28 protein-coding genes are annotated in these 25,941 nt (G+C 65.4%); 14 read left to right on the top strand and 14 right to left on the bottom strand.

Features of this window, described 5'->3' with window-relative positions:
• The first annotated feature begins 24 nt into the window (after positions 1-24).
• Positions 25-861 (top strand): SDR family NAD(P)-dependent oxidoreductase, encoded by an 837-nt coding sequence (locus tag OU426_RS12340; protein ID WP_267634317.1) that lies wholly within the window; start codon positions 25-27, stop codon positions 859-861.
• A 90-nt stretch (positions 862-951) separates the two neighbouring features.
• Here the strand turns inward: OU426_RS12340 and OU426_RS12335 are convergent, their stop codons facing one another.
• Complete coding sequence (locus OU426_RS12335) at positions 952-1,998, bottom strand: NAD(P)/FAD-dependent oxidoreductase (protein ID WP_267634316.1); 1,047 nt, start codon at positions 1,996-1,998, stop codon at positions 952-954.
• A gap of 45 nt (positions 1,999-2,043) precedes the next feature.
• Between OU426_RS12335 and mnmC2 the strand changes: the two genes are divergently transcribed.
• On the top strand, positions 2,044-2,742 hold the full coding sequence (gene mnmC2, locus OU426_RS12330; RefSeq protein ID WP_267634315.1) for a tRNA (5-methylaminomethyl-2-thiouridine)(34)-methyltransferase MnmC2: 699 nt from the start codon (positions 2,044-2,046) through the stop codon (positions 2,740-2,742).
• Positions 2,739-3,623 (top strand): DMT family transporter, encoded by an 885-nt coding sequence (locus tag OU426_RS12325; RefSeq protein ID WP_267634314.1) that lies wholly within the window; start codon positions 2,739-2,741, stop codon positions 3,621-3,623. The genes mnmC2 and OU426_RS12325 overlap by 4 nt, the downstream gene beginning before the upstream one ends.
• Here OU426_RS12325 and OU426_RS12320 read toward each other — a convergent pair.
• The 4 genes from OU426_RS12320 to OU426_RS12300 all read right to left on the bottom strand — a co-directional run bounded on the left by OU426_RS12320 (position 3,615) and on the right by OU426_RS12300 (position 7,121).
• A complete protein-coding gene (locus tag OU426_RS12320; protein ID WP_267634313.1) occupies positions 3,615-4,280 on the bottom strand; it encodes a gamma-glutamylcyclotransferase in 666 nt (221 codons plus the stop codon). The two genes, OU426_RS12325 and OU426_RS12320, sit on opposite strands and share 9 nt — an antisense overlap.
• Before the next feature lie 96 nt (positions 4,281-4,376).
• The gene (locus OU426_RS12315; protein WP_267634312.1) at positions 4,377-4,862 is read right to left on the bottom strand and encodes a hypothetical protein; all 486 of its coding nucleotides are present in this window, start codon (positions 4,860-4,862) and stop codon (positions 4,377-4,379) included.
• 4 nt (positions 4,863-4,866) lie between these two features.
• Complete coding sequence (locus OU426_RS18130) at positions 4,867-5,712, bottom strand: GNAT family N-acetyltransferase (RefSeq protein ID WP_324289816.1); 846 nt, start codon at positions 5,710-5,712, stop codon at positions 4,867-4,869.
• 59 nt (positions 5,713-5,771) lie between these two features.
• Positions 5,772-7,121 (bottom strand): CAP domain-containing protein, encoded by a 1,350-nt coding sequence (locus OU426_RS12300; protein ID WP_267634311.1) that lies wholly within the window; start codon positions 7,119-7,121, stop codon positions 5,772-5,774.
• A 287-nt stretch (positions 7,122-7,408) separates the two neighbouring features.
• Here OU426_RS12300 and OU426_RS12295 point away from each other — a divergent pair, with 287 nt between their 5' ends.
• Complete coding sequence (locus OU426_RS12295; protein WP_267634310.1) at positions 7,409-7,876, top strand: GNAT family N-acetyltransferase; 468 nt, start codon at positions 7,409-7,411, stop codon at positions 7,874-7,876.
• Between the two features lie 4 nt (positions 7,877-7,880).
• Here the strand turns inward: OU426_RS12295 and OU426_RS12290 are convergent, their stop codons facing one another.
• Positions 7,881-8,342: an Lrp/AsnC family transcriptional regulator gene (locus OU426_RS12290; RefSeq protein ID WP_267634309.1), complete on the bottom strand. Its 462-nt coding sequence runs from the start codon at positions 8,340-8,342 to the stop codon at positions 7,881-7,883.
• A 113-nt stretch (positions 8,343-8,455) separates the two neighbouring features.
• Here OU426_RS12290 and OU426_RS12285 point away from each other — a divergent pair, with 113 nt between their 5' ends.
• From OU426_RS12285 to OU426_RS12270, 4 genes are all read left to right on the top strand, one after another.
• Positions 8,456-9,919 carry an aminotransferase class V-fold PLP-dependent enzyme gene (locus OU426_RS12285; protein ID WP_267634308.1) on the top strand — a complete coding sequence of 488 codons (1,464 nt, stop codon included), beginning with the start codon at positions 8,456-8,458 and terminating at the stop codon, positions 9,917-9,919.
• A gap of 116 nt (positions 9,920-10,035) precedes the next feature.
• Positions 10,036-13,491: a chromosome segregation protein SMC gene (smc, locus tag OU426_RS12280; protein WP_267634307.1), complete on the top strand. Its 3,456-nt coding sequence runs from the start codon at positions 10,036-10,038 to the stop codon at positions 13,489-13,491.
• A gap of 4 nt (positions 13,492-13,495) precedes the next feature.
• Positions 13,496-13,924 carry a hypothetical protein gene (locus tag OU426_RS12275; RefSeq protein WP_267634306.1) on the top strand — a complete coding sequence of 143 codons (429 nt, stop codon included), beginning with the start codon at positions 13,496-13,498 and terminating at the stop codon, positions 13,922-13,924.
• Between the two features lie 129 nt (positions 13,925-14,053).
• Positions 14,054-14,182 carry a hypothetical protein gene (locus OU426_RS12270; protein WP_267634305.1) on the top strand — a complete coding sequence of 43 codons (129 nt, stop codon included), beginning with the start codon at positions 14,054-14,056 and terminating at the stop codon, positions 14,180-14,182.
• A 99-nt stretch (positions 14,183-14,281) separates the two neighbouring features.
• Here OU426_RS12270 and OU426_RS12265 read toward each other — a convergent pair whose 3' ends face one another.
• The 3 genes from OU426_RS12265 to dapA are packed head-to-tail and all read right to left on the bottom strand — an operon-like array spanning position 14,282 to position 16,600.
• On the bottom strand, positions 14,282-15,313 hold the full coding sequence (locus OU426_RS12265; protein WP_267634304.1) for a permease: 1,032 nt from the start codon (positions 15,311-15,313) through the stop codon (positions 14,282-14,284).
• Positions 15,314-15,365: 52 nt separating this feature from the next.
• The gene (locus OU426_RS12260; protein WP_267634303.1) at positions 15,366-15,686 is read right to left on the bottom strand and encodes an ArsR/SmtB family transcription factor; all 321 of its coding nucleotides are present in this window, start codon (positions 15,684-15,686) and stop codon (positions 15,366-15,368) included.
• A 38-nt stretch (positions 15,687-15,724) separates the two neighbouring features.
• Entirely contained in the window at positions 15,725-16,600 is an 876-nt protein-coding gene (dapA, locus tag OU426_RS12255) for a 4-hydroxy-tetrahydrodipicolinate synthase (protein WP_267634302.1), read from the bottom strand.
• A gap of 152 nt (positions 16,601-16,752) precedes the next feature.
• On the opposite strand from dapA, the gene OU426_RS12250 reads away from it, so the two are divergent.
• From OU426_RS12250 to OU426_RS12230, 5 genes are all read left to right on the top strand, one after another.
• Complete coding sequence (locus OU426_RS12250; protein WP_267634301.1) at positions 16,753-18,690, top strand: lytic transglycosylase domain-containing protein; 1,938 nt, start codon at positions 16,753-16,755, stop codon at positions 18,688-18,690.
• Positions 18,691-18,737: 47 nt separating this feature from the next.
• Positions 18,738-18,938: a twin transmembrane helix small protein gene (locus OU426_RS12245; RefSeq protein WP_267634300.1), complete on the top strand. Its 201-nt coding sequence runs from the start codon at positions 18,738-18,740 to the stop codon at positions 18,936-18,938.
• On the top strand, positions 18,938-19,507 hold the full coding sequence (locus OU426_RS12240; protein ID WP_267634299.1) for a cob(I)yrinic acid a,c-diamide adenosyltransferase: 570 nt from the start codon (positions 18,938-18,940) through the stop codon (positions 19,505-19,507). The genes OU426_RS12245 and OU426_RS12240 overlap by 1 nt, the downstream gene beginning before the upstream one ends.
• Positions 19,508-19,732: 225 nt before the next feature.
• Positions 19,733-20,494, top strand: coding sequence for an electron transfer flavoprotein subunit beta/FixA family protein (locus tag OU426_RS12235; protein WP_267634298.1), 762 nt, complete (start codon positions 19,733-19,735; stop codon positions 20,492-20,494).
• Positions 20,494-21,420 carry an electron transfer flavoprotein subunit alpha/FixB family protein gene (locus OU426_RS12230; RefSeq protein ID WP_267634297.1) on the top strand — a complete coding sequence of 309 codons (927 nt, stop codon included), beginning with the start codon at positions 20,494-20,496 and terminating at the stop codon, positions 21,418-21,420. The genes OU426_RS12235 and OU426_RS12230 overlap by 1 nt, the downstream gene beginning before the upstream one ends.
• Positions 21,421-21,476: 56 nt before the next feature.
• Here OU426_RS12230 and OU426_RS12225 read toward each other — a convergent pair whose 3' ends face one another.
• A complete protein-coding gene (locus OU426_RS12225; protein ID WP_267634296.1) occupies positions 21,477-22,310 on the bottom strand; it encodes a DUF6473 family protein in 834 nt (277 codons plus the stop codon).
• Between the two features lie 154 nt (positions 22,311-22,464).
• On the opposite strand from OU426_RS12225, the gene OU426_RS12220 reads away from it, so the two are divergent.
• A complete protein-coding gene (locus OU426_RS12220) occupies positions 22,465-23,340 on the top strand; it encodes a 3-hydroxybutyryl-CoA dehydrogenase (RefSeq protein WP_267634295.1) in 876 nt (291 codons plus the stop codon).
• A gap of 124 nt (positions 23,341-23,464) precedes the next feature.
• Here the strand turns inward: OU426_RS12220 and OU426_RS12215 are convergent, their stop codons facing one another.
• The 4 genes from OU426_RS12215 to rapZ are packed head-to-tail and all read right to left on the bottom strand — an operon-like array spanning position 23,465 to position 25,938.
• Positions 23,465-24,328 carry a lysophospholipid acyltransferase family protein gene (locus OU426_RS12215; protein WP_267634294.1) on the bottom strand — a complete coding sequence of 288 codons (864 nt, stop codon included), beginning with the start codon at positions 24,326-24,328 and terminating at the stop codon, positions 23,465-23,467.
• Positions 24,329-24,347: 19 nt separating this feature from the next.
• A complete protein-coding gene (locus OU426_RS12210) occupies positions 24,348-24,617 on the bottom strand; it encodes an HPr family phosphocarrier protein (protein WP_267634293.1) in 270 nt (89 codons plus the stop codon).
• Positions 24,614-25,015 (bottom strand): PTS sugar transporter subunit IIA, encoded by a 402-nt coding sequence (locus tag OU426_RS12205; RefSeq protein ID WP_267634292.1) that lies wholly within the window; start codon positions 25,013-25,015, stop codon positions 24,614-24,616. The genes OU426_RS12210 and OU426_RS12205 overlap by 4 nt, the downstream gene beginning before the upstream one ends.
• Positions 25,012-25,938 carry an RNase adapter RapZ gene (gene rapZ, locus OU426_RS12200; protein ID WP_267634291.1) on the bottom strand — a complete coding sequence of 309 codons (927 nt, stop codon included), beginning with the start codon at positions 25,936-25,938 and terminating at the stop codon, positions 25,012-25,014. The genes OU426_RS12205 and rapZ overlap by 4 nt, the downstream gene beginning before the upstream one ends.
• Between the last annotated feature and the right edge of the window lie 3 nt (positions 25,939-25,941).

Below are 25,941 nucleotides of genomic sequence, written 5' to 3'. Positions count from 1 at the left end.
AGGGCAGGGGCGCGCGAGGCAGACATGACGACCATCAGATCCATTCTCATCACTGGCTGTTCGTCAGGCATCGGTCATGACGCAGCCCATGGGCTGAAGCGTGCGGGCTGGCGCGTCTTCGCCACCTGCCGGAAAGAGGAGGATTGCGAGCGGCTGCGCGCCGAGGGGCTGGAAAGCTTCCGCCTCGATTACACCGACGAGGCCTCGATCGGCGCGGCACTGGACGAGGCGCTGGCCCGCACCGGCGGCACACTGGGCGCGGTCTTCAACAACGGCGCCTTCGCCTGCCCCGGTGCGGTCGAGGACCTGCCGACCGGCGCCCTGCGCGAGATTTTCGAGACGAACCTCTTCGGCTATCACGAACTGACCCGCCGGGTGATCCCGGTGATGCGGCGGCAGGCTTATGGGCGGATCGTCAATTGCTCCTCCGTTCTCGGCCTCGTCGGCATCCGCTGGCGCGGCGCCTATGTCGCCACCAAGTTCGCGATGGAGGGGCTGACAGATGTGCTGCGGCTCGAGATGGCAGATACTCCGATCCGGGCGGTACTGATCGAACCGGGGCCTGTCACCTCGAAGATCAGGGTGAATGCGATCCCGCATTTCGAACGCTGGATCGACTGGCGGTCGAGCCCGCGCCGCGCCCAGTATGAGGCGGGGCTTCTGAGGCGGCTCTATGAACATTCCGGCCAGCCGGACCGGTTCGAATTGCCTCCCGGAGCGGTGACGGCGAAAGTTCTGAAGGCGCTTGAAAGCCACAATCCCAAACCGCGCTATTATGTGACGACGCCTACCTACCTGATGGGCGTCGCAAGGCGCGTCCTGCCGGGCCGGGCGCTCGACTGGGTGCTCGGCAAGTCGTGACGTGCGCCGGATTTCGGCACGAAATCCGGTCCGAAATCTTTGAAAGATTTCGGATTACGGTCGATTTGTCGCGCGCGTGCCGTGATGGTACTAGCGCAAGCGAAACCCTGCAGGGATTGCGTCGCGTCCCTCGAGGATGAGGTCGGCCATCACCTCTGCAACCCTCGGCGCCATACCGAAGCCGATCTTGAAACCGCCGTTGGCGACATAGTGTCCCTCGCGCCCCGGCCAGGCGCCGAGAAGCGGCGCACGGGTCGAGGCGCGCGGGCGGATGCCGGCCCAGCGGTCGATCACCGACGCATCGGTGAGCATCGGGCAGGCGGCGCGCGCCCTGTCGATCAGCCCGTCGAGCTGATCGTCGGTCGCGCTGTCGTCCTGCCATGCCCGTTCCGAGGTCGATCCCACGGCGACTGTTCCATCCCCGTGCGGTACGATATGCAGCCCGTCGACGAAAAGCTGAGGCTGTGTCTCTGCCGCACAGGCGAGCAGCGCGGCCTGTCCCTTCACGCCCGTCCCGACCGGGCGGCAGAGATCGGTCGAAAGATCGGCAAGGCCTTGGGCGCCAGTCGCCCAGAGGACTTTTCCGGCGGGCTCCACCGGTCGATCCAGGCGCCCCCGCATCTCGATGACTTCGCCTCCCGTCTCGCGGATTGCAGCTGCGAGCGCCGCTGCCGCCTGCCGGGGGTGCAGGCGCGCCGACAGGCTGTCGTGGATCCAGAGACCGGTCGGGCTTTGCCCGCGCCAGTCATCCTCGCCCCGCTCCACCCGCCAGTCTGCCGCGCCGCGCCACAGAGTGCGGGCACTTTCTGCCCTACGCTTCGCCTGAGCGACGGCACCCGTGTCGGCAAGGGGCTGCAATCGGCCGAGGCGCGCATAGCCCGGGTCGATCCCCGAACGCTCCCGCACCTCCGCCCAGAAGCCTTCGGCCATCAGGAGGCTATCGAGTTGGAAGTTCTTCTTCTCGTTCCAGTTCTCCGGCACATGCGGCGCGAGCGCACCAACAAGGCCGCCCGAAGATCCCGCTCCGATCCGGTCGCGCTCGATCACCCGCACGCGTGCGCCCCGGCGGGCGCATTCCCATGCGGTGGCGAGGCCGAAGATGCCGCCCCCCATCACGATGATGTCCGCCGTTGCCAATCCTGCCGCCCTTCGCCATGGTCGCGGCCGGAAGGTCTAGGGCACATGGCAGCGGAAAACCAGAGCGAGCGGGTGGGCTGGACGGCGGATGGCGTTCCGGTCTCGGCCCTGTTCGACGACCCCTATTTTTCCAAATCCGACGGACTTGCCGAGACGCGCCATGTGTTTCTTGACGGCAATGGCCTGTCGGACAGGTTCCGTGACGGGTTCCGCATTGCCGAACTTGGCTTCGGCACCGGGCTCAATTTGCTTGCGACGCTGATCGCGTGGAACGGATCGGGCGCACCGGGGCGTCTGCGTTTCACCAGTTTCGAAGCCTTCCCGATGCCCTCCGACGACATGGTTCGCGCGCTTGAGTCCTTCCCGGAGGCGCGGGCGGCAGCCGGCCCTCTGCTCGAACACTGGGCGGCAGGCCATCGGCGGTTCCAGCTTGGTTCGGTGACGGTCGACGTGATCGTAGGCGACGCGCGCGAGACGCTGCCGTGCTGGCCGGAGCGGGCAGATGCCTGGTTTCTCGACGGCTTTTCGCCCGCCAAGAACCCCGAACTTTGGGGCGAGTCCCTTATGGCAGAAGTCGCGCGCCATACGGCGCCGGGCGGCACGTTCGCCACCTATACCGCGGCGGGTTTCGTGCGGCGGGCCTTGCAGGCGGCGGGTTTTCAGGTAGAGCGGCGCGCGGGCTACGGACGCAAGCGGCATATGTCGGTAGGCCGGTTTCAGGGCAAGGACGGGCAGGGGCGATGACCGAACAGAATACCCGTCTCGGCATCCTCTTGATGTCTCTCACCAGTCTCGTCTTTGCCTTGCAGGACGGGATCTCGCGCCATCTCGGCACCGATTATTCGGTCTTCATGGTGGTGACGATCCGCTTCTGGGCCTTCGCGGCTTTCGTGCTGTTCCTCGCCGCGCGCCAGCCCGGCGGGATCAGGGCCGCGGTCCGGTCGCGCTATCCGCTTCTTCAGATCGCGCGCGGTGTTCTGCTGGCGCTGGAAATCTGCGTGGTGGTCGCGGCATTCGTCCGGCTCGGCCTGGTCGAGACCCATGCGATCTTCACCTGCTATCCGTTGCTTGTCGCCGCGCTCTCTGGTCCGCTTCTGGGCGAGAAGGTCGGCTGGCGGCGCTGGACCGCGATCGGCATGGGCTTTCTCGGCATCATCATCATTCTCGAACCGGGCGGGCGAGTGATCTCGCCCAATGCGCTGATCCCGCTGCTCGGTGCCTTCATGTTCGCGCTTTACGGACTTCTGACGCGCTATGTCGCGCGGGGTGACGCGCCTTCGGTCACCTTCTTCTGGGCAGGGATCGCGGGGGCAGTGACCATCACGCCCTTCGGCCTGATGCACTGGTCACCGATGACGCCGGGCGATTGGGTCTGGATGGCAACGCTGTGCTGTTCGTCGATCCTTGGCCATTTCCTGATGATCCGGGCGCTCGCGGTCGCCGAAGCCTCCGCCGTGCAGCCCTTCGCTTACTTGCAGCTCGCCTTCATCGCCATTCTCGGCGTTACCTTCTTTGGCGAAACCCTGCGCCCGAACCTGGTCGTGGGCGCGGCCATCGTCGTGGGCGCGGGCCTCTTCACCCTCTGGCGCGAACGCATCCGGGCGCGGCAGGAACGGTCAGCCTGAGCGCGCCAGCCGCTCGGCGATCAGCGCCTGCATTCGCCAGAGCATCGGGTCGTGAATGCCGGCCTCTTCCAGATGCTCGATCGTGTTAAGCACATATTCCGCCATGGTGCCGCGCATGCCGACGCAGCAGGAGAGCCGGTCCGCGATCTCGCACTCGCTCAGGCCGCTGACATAGCCCGCATAGTCGCGCGGGCAGGTAAAGGCCCAGGCCGCGACGGGCCCGGTTGCGGTGTGGGCGGTCACCGGATGGGGTGGCGGCGGTGGTTCGGATTGCACGAGGTCGAGCAGCTCGGCCTCGCCCACATCATCCTTCAGCCGGATCACCATCCCCTTGCACGATCCGCCCCGGTCAAGCGACAACATCAGACCGGGGGCGTCCGGGTTGCCACGATAGCGGGTGTCGGGGCCCAGGCAGAAGGCGCGGTGCCAGCCATAGATACGGGCAGGCTCCATCCCTGCGAAATAGGGGCGGGGCTTCCAGATGAGCGAGCCGATGGCGAAGAACCGCGTCGCGCCGGTCCCCCTGTGCGCCTCGAAGAGTTTGCGCGCAATGGCGGGATAATGGTCCTCGGACACCTGTGCGCGCGCAATCGAGCCGGGGTCCGGCACGCATTCGGGCAACCGCCCGATCAGGTCGCGGGTGAGGCGCAGTTTCATCATAAGATCCCTTCCACCGCCCATTATCGGACGAGGTGCGGCGCCGTGCAATGGGGCGATCTGTGCGGCGGGGTGAGAGTACTTGTGCCAACTGGCTCATCCCGGGCGCAGGCAGCTTGACCCGTCGGTGTCGAGTTGCCCTTCGGGGCGATAGTTGGCGATTGCGGTGCGGGCGGCCAGCGCGATCAGACAGGCAAGCTCGTCCTCGCGGTCAGGATTGGGCGTGGTCAGACGGGCACGGACGCCGAAGCGTGGTGTGCCATCAAGCGGGATGACGTAGCTTTCGGGCGAGATGCCCACCGTCACATCGACCCGGTAGAGCCAGGCACGCGCGCTGCCGGTACCGACCCAGCGGCCGACATCGCTTTCGGTGACGATGTTGAAGACCACGTCTGCCCCCGGACCCTTGGCAGGGCGCAAAGCCGACCGGTTGAGCGCCTTCAATAGCGGCGGCAGCAGGTAGGCGGCGTAGCCGCTCGCATCCTGTGACGAGGATATTTCGACAATGTAACTCTTGCCATCGAGCGGCCCGGCCGCTGCGGTTGTCGGCGCCAAGAGAAGCAAGGCGATCAGGCGCCACATGGTGTCAGACCCGGCGCGCGAACAAGATCGAGGTCGGCCGGTCATAGCCCTGATGCGCTGTCCGGCCGATCTCGGTGAAGCCCATCGCCGCGAAGGCCTGATGGTTTTCCTGCAGTTCGACCCGTGTCTCCAGCCGCAGCTCCGGCAGTGCAAGCGCCTTCGCCCGCGTCGCTGCATGCCGGACGAGTTGCCGCGCCAGTCCATGACCGCGGAAGTGTTGGGCGACCGCCAACTTGCCGAGATAGAGGTGATCGGCGGCAGGTGTCAGGACAAGGCAAGCGATGGTTTGGCCGAGGTCCTCCAGCACCCAGACTTCTTCGGTCGCGGCGCGCGCGGCCAACGCATCGGCCGTCAGCCGGTGGACGGAAGAGGGTGGGTCAATCCGCCGATCCATATAGGCGAAGGCCTCCCGGATCAGCGCCAGCACCGGCCCGAAATCATCGGCCGCCTGCATGCGGCGCGGGCTCCGCATACGTTTCAGCCCATCGTCAAGCCTTACCCATGGCAGATGCTCGTTCCAGTTCACGTGCAGGCCAGGTTCGAATTCCGACGGATCGTCCAGGCTTGCCGCGTAGAAATGGATCTCATGCGCCCATGTTTCGCCCTCGAACGCCATCGGCGTGCCGCAGATCGCACAGAAATGCCGCCGGACGCCGGGCGAGGAGGCGTAGATCTGCGGCACTGTCCCCGTCCAATGCCATTTGCCGTGGTTCACACCGAAATAGCTGGTGAAGGGAGCCGAACAATTGCGGCGGCAACTTTCGCAATGGCAGTGCGCCTGCCAGTTCGGTGGCCCCTCGAACCGGTAGTTGACCGCTCCGCACAGACAATGACCCGCGCCGCCGTCCATCGCCGCCTCCCCGATCTTTCAGCGGGATTTGGCGACGACAGGGCCGCGCGGTCAAGGGTTCAGACGATGTCGATGTAGTTCTGCAGACCCGATGTGGTCGTGAGCCCGGCGAGCATCAGCTCATCCTGACCGAAATCGAACAAAACTCCGCCCGCGACCACATGCGCAAAGGTCGAAACGACCTGTGACGCCGCCATCGCGACGTTGCCCCAGAGCGCGTCGTCGAACTGCAGCCGGTCGCCGTCAGTCGCAGAGAAGTCGGTGATCGTGTCCTGGAAGTCTCCGACGTTGAAGAGGAAGCGATCAGCATCCGCGCCGCCGGTCAGCTGGTCTATTCCCCAGCCGCCGCTCAGAATATCGCGGCCCTTGTCGCCCCACAGGGTATCATAGCCGCGATCCCCGCTCAGATAGTCGTCGCCCTGGCCACCATGCATGATGTCGGCGCCTTTGCCGCCAAACAGGATGTCGTGGCCCTGCCGCCCGCTGAGATTGTCATTCGACTGGCCGCCCGACAACCGGTTCGCGCCGTTGTTGCCGACCAGGAGATTGGCGTCAGCATTGCCGTTCGCGTTGAGATCCGCGATCCCCAGAAGTTCAACCTGCTGGATGCCGGTGCCGAGCGAGATATTGCCGGAGGTTCGGAACTTGAATCCGTCGACCACATCAAGCTTGACGTTGCCGCCGTCCATGTCCAGTGCGGCAGAGAAGGCGAGCGCCCCGACCGTGCCGGTGACGGTCATGCCCTTGGCGCCCGTCAGGCCGATTGCGTAACCGCCAGCTGCCGCGGTCGTCGCGCCCGACCCGCCGACATCGAAGGTTACGCCGCCCAGACCTTCGCCGATCGAGTAGAATTGGTCGCCGTCGCTGTCAGTATAGGCGACGCCAGTCAGGAACGTCTTGCTGCCGGAGGTGCCGAAATTCTCGGTCGCCATCATTGCGTTGTAGGTCGTGCCGCCCGAGGTGAACTGACCCGTTTCCACGCCGAGGCCCAGCTCGCGGAAATTGTCGCCGAGCGTGTTCGTCCGGTGACCCGAGCTGCGGAAGAGGCCCTCGTAGATCGAGTCGATTGTTGCTTGTATATTCAGCGTACCGGTCGTCCCGCGCCAAGCAATGTTCTCGCCATAGCGCTGCCAGTTGTAGCCCTCGGCGGAGATCCGGTCGCCGGGGTCAGACCCGCCTGCGCCGGTGTGAGAGAACGTGTTCGTCGCAAGCATCCACAGCGAATGTTTGGTCGCCGCGGCTTCAAGCAGCGCATTCGGGGCAAGGACCTGCTTGGCCGCGCTGCTGATCGTCCCGGCGCTCAGCCCGCTGTTCAGCGAGATGCCGAAGCGCGCCGCTTCGGCATCGGGGGCGAGCCGTCCGCGATTGATCAGTTCCAGAAGATATTGTTCGGTAGCCGAAAGGGTCATGTCTGTCTCCTCGGGTCATGCAGGTGAGGCCGGAATTGAGGCCGAATTATGGCTTTCCGGTCGATTTGACGGGCCCGCACAGCCCGGCGATTGTCGGTAGCCCGGCAAAACTGCCTCGCGATGAAGAACCGCGTCGAGTCCGCGATCGCCAGACGGGTGGCGTGAGGGCGGATCGTCGCCCGAACGCGCTCCGTGCGCGGCGGAGTGCCGCCCGCGCGCCTGGGGCGCCCGCTTGACCGGCGGTCTTCCGCCCGCGCAAGCTGCGCAAAACGGCGGAGATCGGCAGGATGGCGGAGATTGTGGTACGACCGATCCGGGTAACCGATATCGTCACGGTTGTGGCGATGATCCGCGCGCTGGCCGCGCATCACGGCGATACAGCCGCGGTGACCGCCGAGACGCTCATCCGTGATTCGCTGGATGACCCGCCCTGGTGCCGGATATTGGTCGCCGGTGCACCAGACGGGCCAGTTGGCTATGCCGCTTTCCTGCCCCTGCATCTTCTGCAATATTCGCGCCGCGGGCTCGACATGCATCACCTTTATGTCGAACCGGACTGGCGCGGGCGGGGCGTTGGCGCCCGGCTGGTGGATGCGGGAATCGGGCTCGCCCGGTTAGTGGGCTGTTCCTACCTCTCGGTCGGCACCGCTCCGGGCAACGACCCGGCCGAGGCCTTCTATCTGAAACGCGGGTTCGAGGCGCGACCGGTCACGGGCGGGCGCTTCCGCCTCAGCCTCGAAGCGCCAGACGGCTGATCCGTCACACCGGCAGATCGCGCCCGTTCACGATTGCCTCCATCGTGATGCAGGAGGTGACAGTGTCCAGTTCCACCTTTTCGATCAGCCGCTGATAGACCCGGTCGAAATCGTTCATGTCGCGCGCCACGACCTTCAGCATATAGTCGTAATCCCCTGCGATCCGGAAAAAGTCGATCACGTTGGTGATGGCGGAGACCTCGCGCCGGAAGAGATCCAGCCATTCCTTTCCATGATGCTTCGTACGGATCATCATGAAGACCGTCAGCCCAAGGCCGAGCGCCTGTGGATCGAGCCTTAGCGTCTCGCCCCTGATCAGCCCGCTGTCTCTCAGCGCCTTCAGCCGGCGCCAGCAGGCGTTCTGCGATAGGCCGACCCTTTCGGCCAGATCGCGTTGCGATAGGCTCGCGTCCTTTTGCAGAACCCTGAGGATTGCGCGATCAATCTGATCTATTTTTTCTGCCATCGTCGATCATATGACCCAATATTGAGGAAAACTTTGCACATACTGATAATGAAATCGCGACAAACTTCAATCATCATTGGCTTGATCCACTCCAATGTCCGCCCGAGGCCTCGATGACCATCGCTTCCAGCACCAGCTTCTTTGGCGACTTCGCAAACAGCCTAAGTGGGCCAAATTCCGTCCAACAGCTTCGCGACGGGCTCATCGGCGAGGGCACTGAGATCGAAGGGCCGTTCGGCAGGAAGAAACTTGTCTATGCCGATTATGTCGCCTCTGGCCGCGCGCTTTGGCAGGTCGAGCGCTTCATGATGGAAGAAGTGCTGCCCTTCTACGCCAACAGCCACACTGAAGCCTCCTACTGCGGTGAGCGGATGACAAAGATGCGCCGCGAGGCGCGTGCGATCATCGCCCGCGCCTGCGGCGCTGATGAGGGCTTCGCCACGGTCTTCACCGGCTCCGGCGCGACGGCCGGGCTCAACCGGCTGGTTGGCCTTTTCGGTGTGCGCGAAGCAGCGGCCGCGCAAGGAGCCGTCGTCTTCATCGGCCCCTATGAGCATCATTCGAACATCCTGCCCTGGCGCGAAAGCGGGGCTGAGGTAGTCGAGATTCCAGAAGCGGCAACAGGTGGTCCCGATCTCCTGGCCCTGGCCACCGCGCTATCCGCGGCCCCGAAGGGCGCGCTGAAGATCGGCGCCTTTTCGGCTGCCTCGAACGTTACCGGCATCGTAACGGACCCCGATCCGGTGACACGACTCTTGAAGCTGTTCGACGCGCTTGCGGTCTGGGACTATGCGGGCGGCGGGCCTTACCTGCCCGTCGACATGCGGGCGGGCACCGATGCAGAGAAGGACGCCGTTGTCCTGTCGCCCCACAAGTTCATCGGCGGCCCCGGCGCCTCGGGCGTGATGATCGTCCGCCGCGCCGCAGTTGCCCGCGCGACGCCCACCGCGACCGGCGGCGGCACCGTCCGCTTCGTCTCGCCCTGGGCGCATGACTATTCCGCCGATGTCGCCGTGCGCGAAGAAGCGGGCACGCCCAATGTCGTGGGCGACGTCCGCGCGGGTCTGGCCTTTCTGGTGAAGGAAGCCATCGGCCAGGCTTTCATGGACCAGCGACACGAAGAGCTGCGCCAGCGCGCGCTGAAAGTCTGGGCCGCCAACCCGAATATCGAGGTGGTCGGCAATCCCAAGGCCACTCGCCGCCTGCCGATCTTCTCGCTGCGCATCCGCGATCCGCGCACCGAGGGCTATGTCCATCAGCAGCTTTTTACCCGCATGCTGTCGGATTGCCACGGCGTGCAGGCCCGCGGCGGCTGCGCCTGTGCGGGGCCTTATGCCCACCGTCTGCTCGGCATTGACGAAGCACATTCCGAGGCACTCCGCGCCGCGATCCTGTCGGGGGAGGAAATGGAAAAGCCGGGCTGGACGCGGCTCAACCTTTCGGCGCTGGCCGATGATGCCAAGGCCGATCTGATCATCGGCGCGGTCGATCAGCTTGCGCGCAATCCCTATCCGATGATCGAGACCTACGCCTGCGACCGGTCTACCGCCCGGTTCAAGCCGGCGCGGGCGGCCTGATAGCGACATATTGGGGATAACTGCCGATCTATCCCCATATCATGTGGAACGCCGTTGACTCACGAGGCCATCCGTCCAAGGATTCCTGATCCGAGGAATCAGACCGGACCTGCCCTTTGCGTTTCACGCGCCTCAGACTGAACGGCTTCAAGAGCTTCGTCGATCCGACGGACCTGCTGATCCATGAAGGCCTGACGGGCGTCGTCGGGCCGAATGGCTGCGGCAAGTCGAACCTTCTGGAAGCGCTGCGCTGGGTCATGGGCGAAAACCGCCCGACCGCCATGCGCGGCGACGGAATGGAGGACGTGATCTTCGCCGGTGCCGCCACTCGGCCCGCCCGCAACTTCGCCGAAGTGGTCATCACCATCGACAATACCGAACGGCTGGCGCCCTCTGGCTTCAATGATCAGGACCAGTTGGAGATTGTCCGCCGCATTACCCGTGACGCGGGTTCCGCCTACAAGGCCAATACCAAGGACGTCCGCGCCCGCGACGTGCAGATGCTGTTTGCAGACGCTTCCACCGGCTCCCACTCCCCCGCCCTCGTCCGCCAGGGCCAGATTGCCGAACTGATCAACGCCAAGCCGAAGAACCGCCGCCGGATCCTTGAAGAGGCGGCGGGCATCTCGGGCCTCTACCAGCGCCGCCACGAGGCAGAGCTGAAGCTGAACGCCACCGAACAGAACCTGCTGCGCGTCGACGATGTAATCGAACAACTCGCCCAGCAGCTCGCGCAACTCGCGCGTCAGGCAAGGCAGGCCGCCCGCTACCGCGAGATCGGCGAGGAACTGCGGCGCGCCGAAGGCATGCTTCTCTACCGCCGCTGGCGCGAGGCCGATCAGGCCCGCCTTGCCGCCGAAACCGACCTGAAGGCGCGCACCACTGCGGCCGCGCAGGCCGAAACCGCCGCCCGCGCCGGAACCAAGGCCCGCGAAGCGGCCGAGGACCGGCTGCCGCCCTTGCGCGAGGAGGAGGCGGTCGCGGGCGCGATCCTGCAGCGGCTGACAGTCAGCCGTGACACGCTGAAGGATCAGGAAGCCCAGGCGCTCCAGATGATCGAGACGCTGAAGGGCCGCATCGACCAGCTGACGCGCGACCTCGACCGCGAGGCGGGGCTCAACCGCGATGCAGGCGAGACGATCCAGCGGCTCGACTGGGAACAGGGCCAGATCGCCAAGGCGACCGAGGGTCACGAGGCCCGGCTCGAAACTGCCGCGACCGAAGCGGCAGAAGCTGCGCAGGTCTTGCAGAACCGTGAAGCGACGCTTTCCGAACTGACCGAGGATGTCGCGCGCCTCTCCGCCCGCCACCAGTCGGCGCACCGGCTTCTGGCCGACAGCCGGTCGACCGTCGAGAAGAACGAAGCCGAAGCCACCCGTGCCCGGGCGCAGGCGAGCGAGGCAGAGGCGGCACTGACGCGCGCCAGCACCGACCATCAGGCGGCGGAATCCGCCCAGGCCGGGGCAGTCGCAGCGGCCGAGGGCGCCGAAGAGGCGCTGAAAGCGGCCGATGAGGCGCGCAACGAGGCGCAGGCCCGCGAAACCGATGCCCGTGCTGCGAGGTCCGAAGCCGAAGGCGAAGCGGGCGCGCTGCGCGCCGAGGTGGCGGCCCTCGCCAAGCTCGTCGAACGCGAGGCGCAGACCGGCAAGCAGATGCTCGACCGTCTGCGCGTCCAGCCCGGTTATGAAAAGGCACTTGGCGCGGCGCTGGCCGACGATCTGCGCGCCCCGGAAGTTCACGGTGACAAGGGCAGCGGCTGGGCTGTCCTGCCCGCCTACCGCGAGGCGCAGGCCCTGCCGCCGGGCGCGAAGGCCCTCTCAGATCTCGTTACCGTGCCAGAGGCGCTGGTGCGCCGCATCGGCCAGATCGGCCTCGTCGCCCGCGCCGACGGGGCCCGCCTGCAGGCCGAGTTGAAGCCGGGCCAGCGGCTTGTCTCGGTCGAGGGCGATGTCTGGCGCTGGGACGGGTTCCGCGCGGCGGCCGAGGATGCGCCGTCGGCGGCGGCGCTGAGGCTGCAGCAGCTCAACCGGCTTGTCGAACTGAAACGCGACCTCGAAGAGGTCGCTGCCCGCGCCGAAGGCGCCCGTCAGGCGCACGAGCTTCTGACCCGCACGCTTGCTGACGCGACCCGCGCTGATGCGGCGGCGCGTGAAGCGCGCCGCGAGGCCGACCGGCGCATGGCGGATGCCAGCCGGGCGCTCTCGCGCGCCGAGGCCGACCGGTCGATCGCGGGCGGTAAGCTGGAAAGCGCGCGCCTTGCGGTCAGCCGTCACGAGGAAGAGGCGATGGGCGCCCGCACCCGCCTGAAAGAGGCCGAGGCAGCGGTTACGGCATTGCCAAACCTCGATGCCGCCCGGGCGCAGGTCGAGGACGTGAAGCTGACCGTCGAGGCCGCGCGCGTCACCATGCTGACCAAACGCTCTGTCCATGACGAACTGCGCCGCGAGGGCGAGGCGCGTCTGAGGCGGCGGCAAGAGATCACCAAGGAAATCTCCGGCTGGAAACTCAGGCTGGAGAATGCCGAGAAGCGCACGGCGGAACTGACCGAGCGGCGCGACGCGACCGAGGCAGAGCTGAAGGCGGCCTCCTCTGCCCCGGCCGAGATCGCGGCCAAGCGTGCCGAACTCAGCGATGCAATTGACAAGGCGGAGGCCCGCCGCAAGTCAGCCGCCGACCGGCTGGCCGAGGGCGAAACCGCCCTGCGGCTTGCCGCCGAAGCGGAACGCGAGGCCGAGCGCGGAGCATCGGAGGCGCGCGAGGCCCGAGCCCGGGCCGAAGCGCGCGCCGATGCGGCGCGCGAGACCGTGACCTACGCCGCCGAGCGGATCCGCGAGGAAACCGACAATACGCCGGGCACACTGCTGCAATCGCTGAGTGCCGATCCTGACCGCATGCCGGACGCCGAGGCGCTTGACGCCGATGTGAACCGCCTGAAGCGCCAGCGCGATGCGTTGGGCGCCGTGAACCTGCGCGCCGAGGAGGATGCGAAGGAGGTCCAGGTCGAGCATGACACGCTGGTGAAGGAAAAGGCCGATCTGGAGGAAGCGATCAAGAAGCTGCGCGCCGGGATCGCGGGCCTGAACCGCGAGGGCCGCGAAAGGCTGCTCACCGCCTTCGAACAGGTGAACGAAAACTTCCGCCTGCTCTTCACCCATCTCTTCGGTGGCGGCGAGGCCAATCTGGTGCTGGTCGAATCGGACGATCCGCTGGAAGCGGGACTGGAAATCATGTGCCAGCCCCCCGGCAAGAAACTCGCGACCCTCTCGCTTCTCTCAGGCGGCGAACAGACGCTGACCGCGCTTGCATTGATCTTCGCCGTCTTCCTCGCCAATCCCGCGCCGATCTGCGTGCTGGACGAGGTCGATGCGCCGCTTGACGATGCCAACGTCACCCGTTTCTGTGACCTCCTCGACGAGATGACGCGTCGCACCGACACGCGCTTCCTGATCATCACTCACCATGCTGTGACGATGAGCCGGATGGACCGGCTCTTCGGTGTGACCATGCAGGAACAGGGCGTCAGCCAGCTGGTCAGCGTCGATCTGAAACGCGCCGAACAGCTCGTGGCCTGAACCCATGGCCGCGCGGAGCGACGATCTGACCGGCCGCTGGCTTGGACGCTATGATTATCAGGGGGCAGCAGAACCGGTGCCCTTTGAAGTCGACCTGCACGATGCGGGCGGCACCCTGACCGGCGATATCACCGAGCCCAATAGTTTCCGCCCCGATCAGGGCACAATCCTGAGTGCGGTCCTGAATGGCGATCACAACGGCCAGCGCGTCAGCTTCCTCAAACGCTATGTCGGCTTCGATCAGGGCGACCACCCCCGCTATCAGGGCGAGTTGAATGCGGCGCGCACCCGGATCGAAGGACGCTGGCATTTCCCGAAATCGCCAACACTGACGGGTCGTTTCGTAATGATGCGCAAACCGCGCGCCGCCGCCGAAGAAAAGGCGCGGGGGAGTGCCGAGGTGGCGGAAACCGCCGTGCGATCGGTTCGATAAAGTGATATTGTGCAATGGTTTAACTGAATTTCAGCTGCGCGCATGGTTAATGTTCCGGTAATGTTCTGGTAACCGCGACTTAATGGTTAACGGCTAGAACGATCCAAGAACAACGGATCGGAACCCACCATGCAGGAAGCTGTCTTCATTGCCACGCTCTTCGCCCTTCTCGCCTTCGCCGGGGTCGAGGCCGGACATGCCCAGCCGATGAAGGTTTGCCGGGTGGGAGCGATCTCGCAGGTTCTCGGCGGCTGCTAGACCTGTCGCCGCAGGCCAGGCGGTGCCGCGGCGCCAAAGGCGCCAGCCTCCTGTCAGCCTCCGCCCGGCCCTGTGGGCCGGGGCCGCAGCCCGGGCCCCTTATGCCGCAAGGTTGAAGAGCAGGCCCGAGAGAAGCGCCCCGCCGGTTGCCAAAGCGAGATAGAGCGCAAAGACGCGCGGGCGGACCAAAGCCCAGACCGCCATCGCCGCCGGGATCGAGGTCACGCCCCCCGCCACCAGAAAGGCCATGGCCGCGCCCGGCTGTAGCCCCTGGCCAAGCAGCCCCTCGACAAGAGGCAGCGCCGCATAGCCGTTCAGATAGGCCGGAATGGCCGCGACCGTCGCAAGAACGATCGGCATCAGGCCGGAACCACCGAGATGGGTCGAGATGGCCTCAGCTGGGATGAGGCGCAGCATCAGGCTTTCAAGCACGAAGGCAAGCAGCAGCCATTGGCCGAGCATCATCAGCGTTCTTGCTGCCTGCAGCCGGAAGACGGCAGCGCGCTCCTCCTCCTTCCAGAAGGCCCAGACGATCGGTTTCCGCGCCCTGCCTTGCGCGCGCGCGGCGCAGCTCTTCGGGCCGGGCAGGTTCCTCAGGCTCTCCGGGCCGAGGTGGGCGGCCAGAAGATGGGTGACCGTGCCGCCTGCCAACCCGATCCCGATCGCCGCTGCGGTCTTTGCGAGCCCGAAATCCAGCCCGAGGATCCCCCAGGTCAGCACAAACATCTCGGGGTCCATGATCGGCGAGGCGAGCCAGAAAGCCATGACCGGCGCGAGCGGCACTCCCATGGCGAGAAGCGCCGCAATAAGCGGGATGACCCCGCAGGAGCAGAAGGGCGACAGGGCGCCGAACAGCGCGGCCATCGTGATCATCCGGGCCGCATTTCCCGAGAATGCGCGGGCGATCATCGCGTCCGCGCCAGACGCCTGTGCCCAGGCCGCGAGGATCACCGACGCAAGCAGGAAGGGTGCGATCGCCAGCGCGGCGGATGCGGCGAATCTTGCGGCGGCTCCAGCTTGCGCCGGATCGAACAGCGCGATTGCCGCAAGGATTGAAATCGCCGCAAGGCCAACGCGCCAGGGACGGACCACGGCGCGAAAGCTTGTAGGGATGGTCGCAATGTTGGACATATTTTATATCCTTAGTTATATGGTTGTATTTGGCATGGCAAAGGTTGAAGGCTCAGGTCGCCTCCCGCAGGTCGGTGACCGCGGGCAGGCCCGCGCAGCATTCGGCCATGAGAAAGGCGGCGATGCGCTGGATCGCGGCGAAGTCGGCGCGGTTCACGACCTCGCGGCCGTTCCGTTCCTGCAAGACGAGCTTTGCGTCGACGAGCGCCCCGAGGTGATGCGCAAGGGTCGATGGCGGAACGTCAAGATGCGCGCCGATCTGGCCCACGTTCAGCCCGGCCTCGCCCGCCCGGATCAGAAGCCGGAAGATCGATAGCCTGGCGTCGTGGCCAAGGGCCGCAAGCGCGCGTGCTTCTGGGGTCATGGTCATCATGACCCCAATATAACCAGAAATCTAGTTTTGTAAACCTGTCAGTTGATCAGGCCTGCGTGCCGCATGGCCGCGTCGATCTTCGCCTTCGTCGTGTCTAGGAGGCCGGTCAGCGGCAGGCGCACCTCCTCGGAGCAAAGTCCCAGCCGTGACAGGCCGTACTTGGCGCCGCAGAGGCCTGGTTCGATGAAGATCGCCTCATGAAGCGGCATCAGCCGGTCCTGATAGTCCAGCGCCTTGGCGAAATCGCCGCGCAGGGTCGCTTCCTGGAATTCGGCGCAAAGGCGCGGTGCCACATTCGCTGTGACCGAAATGCAGCCGACCCCGCCATGGGCGTTGAAGCCCAGTGCGGTGGCATCCTCGCCCGACAGCTGGACAAAATCGCGGCCGCAAGCGGCGCGCTGCTGGCTCACCCGTTCGATCTTGCCGGTCGCGTCCTTCACGCCAACGATGCGTGGCAGTTTCGCGAGTTCCCCCATCGTCTCGGGCGTCATGTCGATGACCGAGCGGCCGGGGATGTTGTAGATGATGATCGGCAGCGACGAGGCGTCGTGCATCGCCTTGTAATGGGCGTAAAGCCCCCGTTGCGTGGGCTTGTTGTAATAGGGCGTGACAACCAACGCCGCGTCGGCGCCAGCCGCTTCCGCGCCTTTGATAAGGCCGACGCCCTCCACAGTCGAATTCGACCCCGCCCCGGCGATCACCGGGATGCGCCCGGCGGCAGCCTTCACCACTTCGCGGATCACGATCACATGTTCCTCATGGGACAGCGTCGGGCTTTCGCCGGTCGTGCCGACGGGCACCAGCCCGTGCGAGCCTTCGGCCACATGCCAGTCCACGAGTTTCTTCAGCGTGTCCAGATCCAGCTCGCCGTTCTTGAACGGCGTGACGAGGGCTGGGAAGGACCCTTTGAACATGACACGCTCCTTGAGGATGGGGCAGGGCGCCCGGGGTGAAAATCGCGGCGGAACCTAGCCGCATCTGAGCGCCTTGCCAAGTTTGTGTGTTGCGTGGCGCCGCCGCCGCGGTAAATTCGCCGAAACAAGAACGAAGCAGTCGACGAGGCAGCATGATCCGGACCCTTCTTGCCGCGCTTGTCGCGGTCATCTTGCTTGCGCAGACGGTGCGGGCCGATGAGGCGGCGTCGCTGCGCGCGGCCATCGCCTCGGCCGACAGGGGCGACTGGAACGCGGCGCTGGCCGAGGCGGGCGGCGGCGGGTCGCTGGCCGCCGACGTGATCGAATGGCGCTATCTGCGCGAACAGCCCGCCTCTTTCGCGGCCTATGTCGATTTCCTGCGCCGTCGTCCCGACTGGCCGGGCCTGAAGCTGCTGCGCAAGAAGGGCGAGGCGGCGATCACCGACGGGCTGAGCCCGGTGCTGATCGTCTCCTATTTCGCTGACGAGCCGCCGCAGACTGGTCAGGGCAGCCTCGCGCTTGCGCACGCGCTGCGGGCGCAGGGCGACAGAAAGGCGGCCGCGAAAGAGGCGATCCGCGCCTGGCGCAACCTTTCGATGCGGCCGGAGGATCAGGCGGCCTTCCTCGCCGAGTTTGGCGAGGTACTTGCCGACCATCACGATGGCCGCATGGCGGCGATGCTGCAGGCGGGGCTCACCACAGACGCCAAACGCATGCTGCCGCTCGCCAGCGCGGGTACCCGCGCGGTCGCCGAAGCGCGGATTGCCTTGCAGGAACGCGCGAACGGGGTGGATGCGCTGATCAAGGCGGTGCCGGATCGCATGAAAGGCTCGGCCGGCCTCGCCTACGACCGGTTCCGTTGGCGGATCGGCAAGGATCTTTACGCCGACGCCGGGACGCTGATGCTGGAACGGTCGGGCAGCGCCAAGGAGCTTGGCGATCCGGAGGCCTGGGCCGATTGGCGGCGCAAGCTGGCGCGGAAGGAAATGCGCGAGGGCGATCCGCGCCGCGCCTACCGGATGGCAGCGAACCATCATCTGGAAAGTGGCGACGATTACGCAGACCTCGAATGGCTGTCGGGTTACATCGCCCTGCGCAAACTTGGCGATGTCGATACGGCGCTGAAGCATTTCGCCCGCTACAAGGCGGCGGTGAATGGGCCAATCAGCCTCGCCCGCGCCGGGTACTGGCTGGGTCGCGCCTACGAGGCGGCAGGCCGCGCGGGCGATGCCCAGGCCGCCTATGCAGAGGCCGCGCGCTATCAGACCGCCTTCTACGGTCTGCTTGCCGCCGAAAATGCGGGCCTGCCGCTGTCGCCCGCGCTGCTGGGCGGCGAGGCCTATCCCGGCTGGCAGGATGCCTCTTTCGCCGGATCGTCGGTCTTCAAGGCCGGGCGGCTTCTGATGCAGGCAGGCGAACATCAGCTGGCTGCCCGGTTTTTCCTGCATTTGTCCGAAGGCCTTTCCGGTGAAGATATCGGCCGGATCGCAGGCATGGCGCTTGAGGCGGATGAGCCCTACATCGGCGTGGTCCTCGCCAAGGCCGCCGCCGACAAGGGCGTGATCTGGCCGTCGGCCTATTTCCCGCTCGTCGGTCTCGATCATCTCAATCTGCCGGTGCCGACCGAACTGACGCTGTCGATCGCGCGCCGGGAAAGTGAGTTCAACCCCGAGGCGGTATCTTCCGTGGGCGCTCTCGGCCTCATGCAGGTGATGCCTGAGACCGGCAAGATGATGGCGGCCAAAGTGGGCGTGGGTTTTGACCGCACCAAGCTTGGCAGCGACTTTGATTATAACGCCACGCTCGGTTCGGCCTATCTGGCGGGGCTGGTCGAGGAATTCGGCACCTCGCCGCTTCTCGTGGCCACCGGCTATAATGCCGGGCCGGGACGGTCGCGCAAATGGATCGCAAGCCTTGGAGATCCGCGCGTCAAGGGTGTCGATCCCGTCGACTGGATCGAGGCGATCCCCTTCCGCGAGACCCAGACCTATGTGATGCGCGTGGCCGAAAGCCTGCCGATCTACCGGGCACGTCTGACGGGGCAGGTGGGTCCGGTGGATTTTACAGGCCTTCTGAAGGGGCGCTGGTAAAGAGGGCGCGGAGCGCCTAAAGCAGGGGAAAAGCCCCGGGAGGCATCATGACCAGAGACCCGCTTTTCATCGTCGCGGCCATCGCCTGTTTCGTGGTCTTGGCCATCCTGATGACTGGGATAGGCGGCTTCGCCAAGGGCGGCGACTTCAACCGCAAGCACGCCAACCGCATCATGCGCTACCGGATCATCGCTCAGGCGGCGGCGGTGGTGCTGATCCTCGCCTTCGTGCTGATCCGGGGTCGCTGATGGTCGTCCTGAACAAAATCTATACGAAGACCGGCGACAAGGGCGAAACCGCGCTCGGAAACGGCGCGCGGGTCGCGAAACATTCGGCGCGCGTTTCGGCCTATGGCACGGTGGATGAAGTCAATGCCACGGTGGGTCTTGCCCGCCTGCATGCGGCCGGAACCGAGATGGATGCAGGCCTTGCCCGTATCCAGAACGATCTTTTCGACCTCGGCGCCGATCTTTGCCGCCCCGAGATGACGAAGGACGCGGAAGCGGGCTATCCGGTCCTGCGCATGGTGCCCGGCCAGGCCGAGCGGCTGGAACGCGAGATCGACGTGATGAACGCGCCGCTTTCGCCGCTCCGCAGCTTCATCCTGCCGGGGGGCACACCGCTTGCCGCATACCTCCACCTCTGCCGCACGGTCAGCCGCCGGGCCGAACGGCTGACGGTCGAACTGGCGGAAAGCGAAGAGGTCAATCCCGCCGCCATCACCTATCTGAACCGTCTGTCGGACTGGTTCTTTGTGGCGGCGCGGGTGGCGAACGGCGGCGAGGATGTGCTCTGGGTCCCCGGCGCCCACCGCTAGGCCGCTTCTCGCGCCCTGACGCGCGCTCCTCGCGAAGAGCGGCCGCAAGGGCGCGATAAGCGGCCCGGCCTGGCCGGTGTCCGTCGCTAACAGGCCAAAACGTGGCGTCTGAGCGTCAACTCCTGTCGATTTTGCACTGTCCTCTGCGTTGCAGAATCGCTAGGAACCGGACGGGAGTTATTGCGCCACCCGCAAGGGGGGCCCGTCTTGAGGAGATACACGCCGATGAAGGTCCTCGTGCCTGTGAAGCGCGTGATCGACTATAACGTGAAGGTCCGCGTGAAGGCGGACGGATCGGGGGTCGATCTCGCTAACGTCAAAATGTCGATGAACCCGTTCGACGAGATCGCCGTGGAAGAGGCGATCCGGCTGAAGGAAAAGGGCGTCGCGACCGAGGTTGTCGTCGTGTCCATCGGCGTGAAGCAGGCGCAGGAAACACTGCGCACCGCGCTCGCCATGGGGGCCGACCGCGCGATCCTGATCGAGGCGGCGGCGGACGTTCATACCGATATCGAGCCGCTCGCGGTCGCAAAGCTGCTCGCTGGCGTCGTCAAGGAAGAGGCGCCCGGGATCGTCCTTTGCGGCAAGCAGGCGATCGACAATGACATGAACGCCACTGGCCAGATGCTCGCGGCGCTTCTCGGCTGGGCGCAGGCCACCTTCATTTCGGAACTGAAGATCGAGGGCGACAAGGCAACCGTGACCCGCGAGGTCGACGGCGGCCTGCAGTCGATCGCGGTCAAGCTGCCCGCGATCGTCTCGGTCGACCTGCGCCTGAACGAGCCGCGCTATGCGTCTCTGCCGAACATCATGAAGGCCAAGACCAAGCCGCTCGCCGCCAAGACGCCCGCCGACTACGGCGTCGATGTCGCGCCGCGCCTCACGGTGGTGAAGACCAGCGAGCCCGCAGGCCGCAAGGCGGGCGTGAAGGTTGGCTCGGTTGACGAGTTGATCGCGAAACTCAAAGACGAAGCGGGGGTGATCTGATGGCTGTTCTTCTGCTTGGTGAAGTGACCGATGGTCAGCTGTCGGTCGACGCGACCGCGAAGGCGCTGACGGCGGCGAAGATGCTTGGCGATGTCACTGTGCTTTGCGCCGGGGCGCGTGCTGCCGATGCGGCTGCCGAGGCGGCGAAGCTCGACGGTGTGAAGAAGGTTCTCTGCGCCGAGGACGCGGTGCTTGGCCATCGCCTGGCCGAACCGACCGCCGCGCTGATCGTGTCGCTCGCGGATGGCTATAGCCATATCGTCGCGCCTGCCACGACCGACGCCAAGAACGTGCTGCCCCGCGTGGCCGCCCTTCTCGACGTGATGGTGATCTCGGATGTTTCCGGCGTCGTCGATGCCGATACGTTCGAACGGCCGATCTATGCCGGCAACGCGATCCAGACGGTGAAATCCTCCGACAAGATCAAGGTCGTCTCGATCCGTACCTCGACCTTCGAACCCGCGGGCATGGGCGGTTCGGCTTCGGTCGAGACCGTCGGCGCACCTGCGAGCCCCGGCCTGTCGGAATGGATCGAGGACAAGGTCGCAGCCTCTGACCGGCCAGAACTGACCTCGGCCAAGGTCGTGGTCTCGGGCGGCCGTGGCGTCGGCTCCAAGGAAAGCTTCGACCTGATCGAGGCGCTTGCCGACAAGCTCGGCGCAGCCGTCGGTGCCAGCCGCGCGGCGGTCGATTCGGGCTATGCCCCGAACGACTGGCAGGTCGGCCAGACCGGCAAGGTCGTGGCGCCGGACCTCTATGTCGCGGTGGGCATCTCGGGCGCCATCCAGCATCTTGCCGGGATGAAGGATTCCAAGATCATCGTCGCGATCAACAAGGATGAAGAGGCGCCGATCTTCCAGGTCGCCGATTACGGCCTTGTCGCCGATCTTTTCGCCGCCGTGCCGGAACTGACCGGCAAGCTCTGATCCGCCGAGCGGCCCGGACAAACCAGAAAGGCCTGCCATCGGCGGGCCTTTTCCTTTCAGTGCCCTTTCAGATGCCGGGCGATGACCGGCGTCAGCGCCTCGGCCACTTCCTCATGGACCTTGGGCCCGGGCAGTTCCGCGGCCGATGGCGCGTCGAGCGGCGCGAAGAACATGCCGAGCGTTCCCGATGACCTGGCGGCATCGCTTGGTGCGAAGCGGACGAAGTCGGTGGCGAAGGGGCGGATGGTCTCGATCATCTTCTCGTCGATCAGCAGGGGCTCCGGCCCCAGCTCATCGCCCGGCCGACTGGCGCCGCGATGATCGCCGATCGCCAGAAGCACCGTCCTGGTCCTCATCTTCTGCAGGAACAGCCGCATGCGCGCCACCCAGGCGGCCTTCAGCTCGGTCTCGACCAGGCCGAACTTTTCCGGCGCAACGCGCTTCAGCGTCAGAAGCATATGTCGGGTGAAGTGGAACTCATTGAAGTCGACCTCGCCGAAGATGGTCTTCATCAGCGCTGAGGCGCGCAGGAACCGGTCGTTGCGGCGCGGGTGCACGGCATAGAAGCGGTTTGACATGTTCTGCGCGCCGAGGATCTGGATCACCGCAACCCGCGCACCGTTGGCGGCATCGATGACCGCGGGTTCGTTCAGAAAGACATCCGCGCCTGCATTCATATAGCCGAGGTTCACCATCGGCAGGCCAAGCGCCGCCTCAGCCAGCGCCGGATAGGGGTCGCGCACATATTTTCCATAGGTCTCCGACCCGCCGAGAAAGGCACAATACTTCCCTTCCAGCTTCCTCCGCGGCCCCCGGAACAGAAGCTTTGACGCGCCATAGCGGCATGGAAGATAGTCAAGCGCCCCCGCGCCCGGGAATTCATAGGCCATTGCTCCCACCTTCAGTTCTAAGTCACCCGACAACAAGGCTTGCACGGAAGGCATTGCGAAATGCCTAATGCGAGCGGGGATTGCCGTGGCCAAGGCTTGCGCAGGCGGGGCCGGGGTGCATAAGGTCGCGCGGCAGAGCGGGAAAGGACAGACAATGGCGATCCAGTCGGTGGGTATCGTGGGCGCGGGCCAGATGGGCAACGGCATTGCCCATGTCTTCGCGGCGGCGGGCTACGATGTCCTGATGACCGACGTGAGCCAGGAGGCGCTCGACAAGGCGATCGTGACGATCACCAAGAATTTCGACCGTCAGATCTCGCGCGGCAAGGTGTTGGAGGCCGACAAGGCAGCCGCCCTCAGCCGCATTCGCACCACGCTGAGGCTCGCCGACCTTGGCCAGACCGATCTGGTGATCGAGGCCGCGACCGAGCGCGAGATGGTCAAGCAGGCGATCTTCGAGGATCTGGTCCCCCATCTGAAGCCCGAGACGATCCTGACCTCGAACACCTCGTCCATTTCGATTACCCGGCTCGCCTCACGGACCGACCGGCCGGAAAAGTTCATGGGCTTCCATTTCATGAACCCGGTGCCGGTGATGCAGCTTGTCGAGCTGATCCGCGGCATCGCCACCGACGAGCCGACCTACAAGGCTTTGGTCGAGGTCGTGGAAAGGCTCGGAAAGACGGCCGCAAGCGCCGAGGATTTCCCGGCCTTCATCGTGAACCGCATCCTGATGCCGATGATCAACGAGGCGGTCTATACGCTGTACGAGGGCGTCGGCTCGGTGAAATCCATCGACCAGTCGCTGAAGCTCGGCGCCAACCATCCGATGGGGCCCTTGGAACTGGCCGATTTCATCGGCCTCGACACCTGCCTCGCGATCATGAACGTCCTTCACGAGGGGCTCGCCGACACCAAATATCGGCCCTGTCCGCTTCTGACGAAATATGTCGAAGCCGGCTGGCTCGGCCGCAAGACCCAGCGCGGGTTCTACGACTATCGCGGCGAAGTGCCGGTGCCGACGCGGTGACCTCCGGGCGAAGGCTGGGGGCTGTCTGCCCCCAGACCCCCGAGGATATTTGATCCACAGTGAAAGCATATCTTCATTCTGGCCGAAATATCTCGGGGGTTCGGGGGCTGACCCCAGCTGGCCGTCACCTGCCGAGGCTAAGCGTATGTTCCCTGAGCCACGCCAGGAACCCGCGCGGGTTGCCCTCCCAGTCCTTCAGAACCGTCGCCGGGATCGGTTCACCGATGACCGGGCGCTGCGGTTTGAAGAGCGCGCGTTTGATCTCGTGCAGCAGCAGGCCCTGGCGGATCGTGTCTGATACCTGATTGGCGATCTGGAAGGCGCGGCTGTTCTGGCCCGCGAAATAGATCGGCAGGATCGTCGCACCGGTCGAGCGCACGATCTTGTGGGTGAAGACGTTCCATTCACCCTCGACCGCAGCCCCCCACCAGCCTTCCGACATCGCGACCTTCCCGGCCGGAAACAGGATCACCACGCCCCCCGCCTTTAGGTGCTTCATCGTGTCATCGCGCATGATCAGCCCCAGTTCGCGGGCGTTTTCCTCGTGCGGGAAGGGCACAGGGATCATGAACTCCTCGACCTCGGGGATACCGGTCAGCAGCGAGCGGGTGAGGATCTTGAAATCCGACCGGACCCGATTGACCATCTCGGCCATGATCATCCCGTCGACAAGGCCCGACGGGTGGTTCGCCACCACGACGACGGGACCGGTCTTCGGGATGCGGGCAATTTCTTCGGGCGGGGTCTGAATATCGATCCCCATATGGCGGATCGCCTTCGGCCAGAAGGGCGAACCGACCGGCGCCCCCGATTTCTCGAACGACCGGATCAGGCGGATGAGCGTGACCTTACCCGTCAGCCATTCGATGGTGCGTATCGCCCCCGCCTTGAACGGGTTGGAAAAGGTGCCCGCGTAGGACAGGCGCCGCATTTCGTAGCGCTTGTTCTTCGGCGCCGGGGTGGGCCGGGTTTCGGTCACGCTCACCATGCGCGTGCCCCGGTCATCCTCAATGCTCCTCGCCGAAGCGGTTGGCGACGAGTGCGCGCAGCGCTTCGAGGAGCTTTTCAGCCTCCGGACCGCTGGTCACCACGCTGATCTGGGTCCCGCGCGAGGCGGCGAGCATCAGAAGACCCATGATCGAATCGCCCGACACGCTCATCCCGTCCTTCTCGACCGTCGCCGAGGCATCATGCGCCTCGACCACTTCGACGAACTTCGCCGAGGCGCGGGCATGAAGCCCCTTTTCGTTCACAATATCGAGGAGAATGGGGGTCATTGGCTGCCCTGCCCGGAACCGACGTAACTGTTGATATACTTCCTGCCCGCATCGAGCGCCGAGGCGACCGCATCGGGCACCGGCAGCGCGCGCGATTTCGCCAGCTTGATCAGCATGGGCAGGTTGGCGCCGTAAATGATCTGGCGATCCTGCGACACGCAGGCCTTGAGCGAGAGGTTCGAAGGCGAGCCGCCGAACATGTCGGTCACCACCACCACGCCATCGCCCTCGTCAACCGCATCGGCGGCGCCCATGATCTCTGCCTGTTTCTTGGCGCGATCATGGTCTTCCTCAATGGCGATCGCGCGGATGCCCCTCTGGGGCCCCACCACATGTTCGACGGCCGCGAGATATTCCTTCGCCAGCCCGCCATGCGCGACGATCACGATCCCGATCAAGCCCCGCCACCTGCCATTCGTCTGGGCGAACCACCCGTCCGCCGTTCCAATTCACGATGCCTTATAGACACCTGCCAGCCAGCGGCTGCAAGCGCCTTGGCCATCCGTTCCCCCATCATCACCGACCGGTGCTGACCGCCGGTGCAACCGAAGCCCACGGCGAGGTGGCTCTTGCCCTCATCCACCTGCGCAGGCAACAGGAAAAGCAGAAGATCGCGGGTTTTTTCAAAGAACGTGGGGTAAAGCGGGTCATTGGCCACGAAGTCCGCAACGCGCTCATCGCGCCCGTCGAGCGGGCGCAGGGCGGCTTCCCAATGCGGGTTCTTCAGGAACCGGCAGTCGAACATCATGTCAAGCCCGCGCGGCACGCCGCGCTTGTAGGAAAAGGAATGGACCGAGACGGCCAGCCGTTCGGCTGCCCCCGCATCGACCCAACGCGCGATCTCGGCCTTCAGGTCGTGCGGCGACATGTCGGTCGTGTCGATCAGGATATCGGCGCGCGCCCGGATCGGCGTCAGAAGCTCGATCTCGCGCTCGACCGCGTCCTCGGGCGTCGGCGCCAGAACGAACGGATGGCGCCTGCGTGTTTCGGAATAGCGGCGCAGGAGTTCCGTCTGGTCGCAGTCGAGGAACATCAGTTCGGCATCAACCTCGGGCCGCTCAGTCAGATCGTCGATCAGGTCGATGAGCGCCGCGACCGAGAAATCGCGGTTCCGGACATCGATGCCGAGCGCCACGGGGCGCCCGATCGGCGGGCCGTCGAAAAGTCGCGGCACGAGGCTGAGCGGCAGGTTGTCGATCGGTTCATGGCCAAGGTCTTCCAGTGCCCTGATCGCGGTGCCGCGGCCCGCACCGGACGGCCCCGTCACCATCAGGAGCCTATGGCGGTTGTTCGCGGTCGCGGCCCGGTCCTTGCCCGTCATCTG

It is taken from the genome of Frigidibacter sp. RF13 (assembly GCF_026626305.1).
In the GTDB taxonomy this organism is placed as follows: domain Bacteria; phylum Pseudomonadota; class Alphaproteobacteria; order Rhodobacterales; family Rhodobacteraceae; genus TMP-24.
The sequence above is the reverse complement of the archived record's forward strand: the minus strand, read 5'-3'. Positions and strand labels throughout refer to the sequence as shown.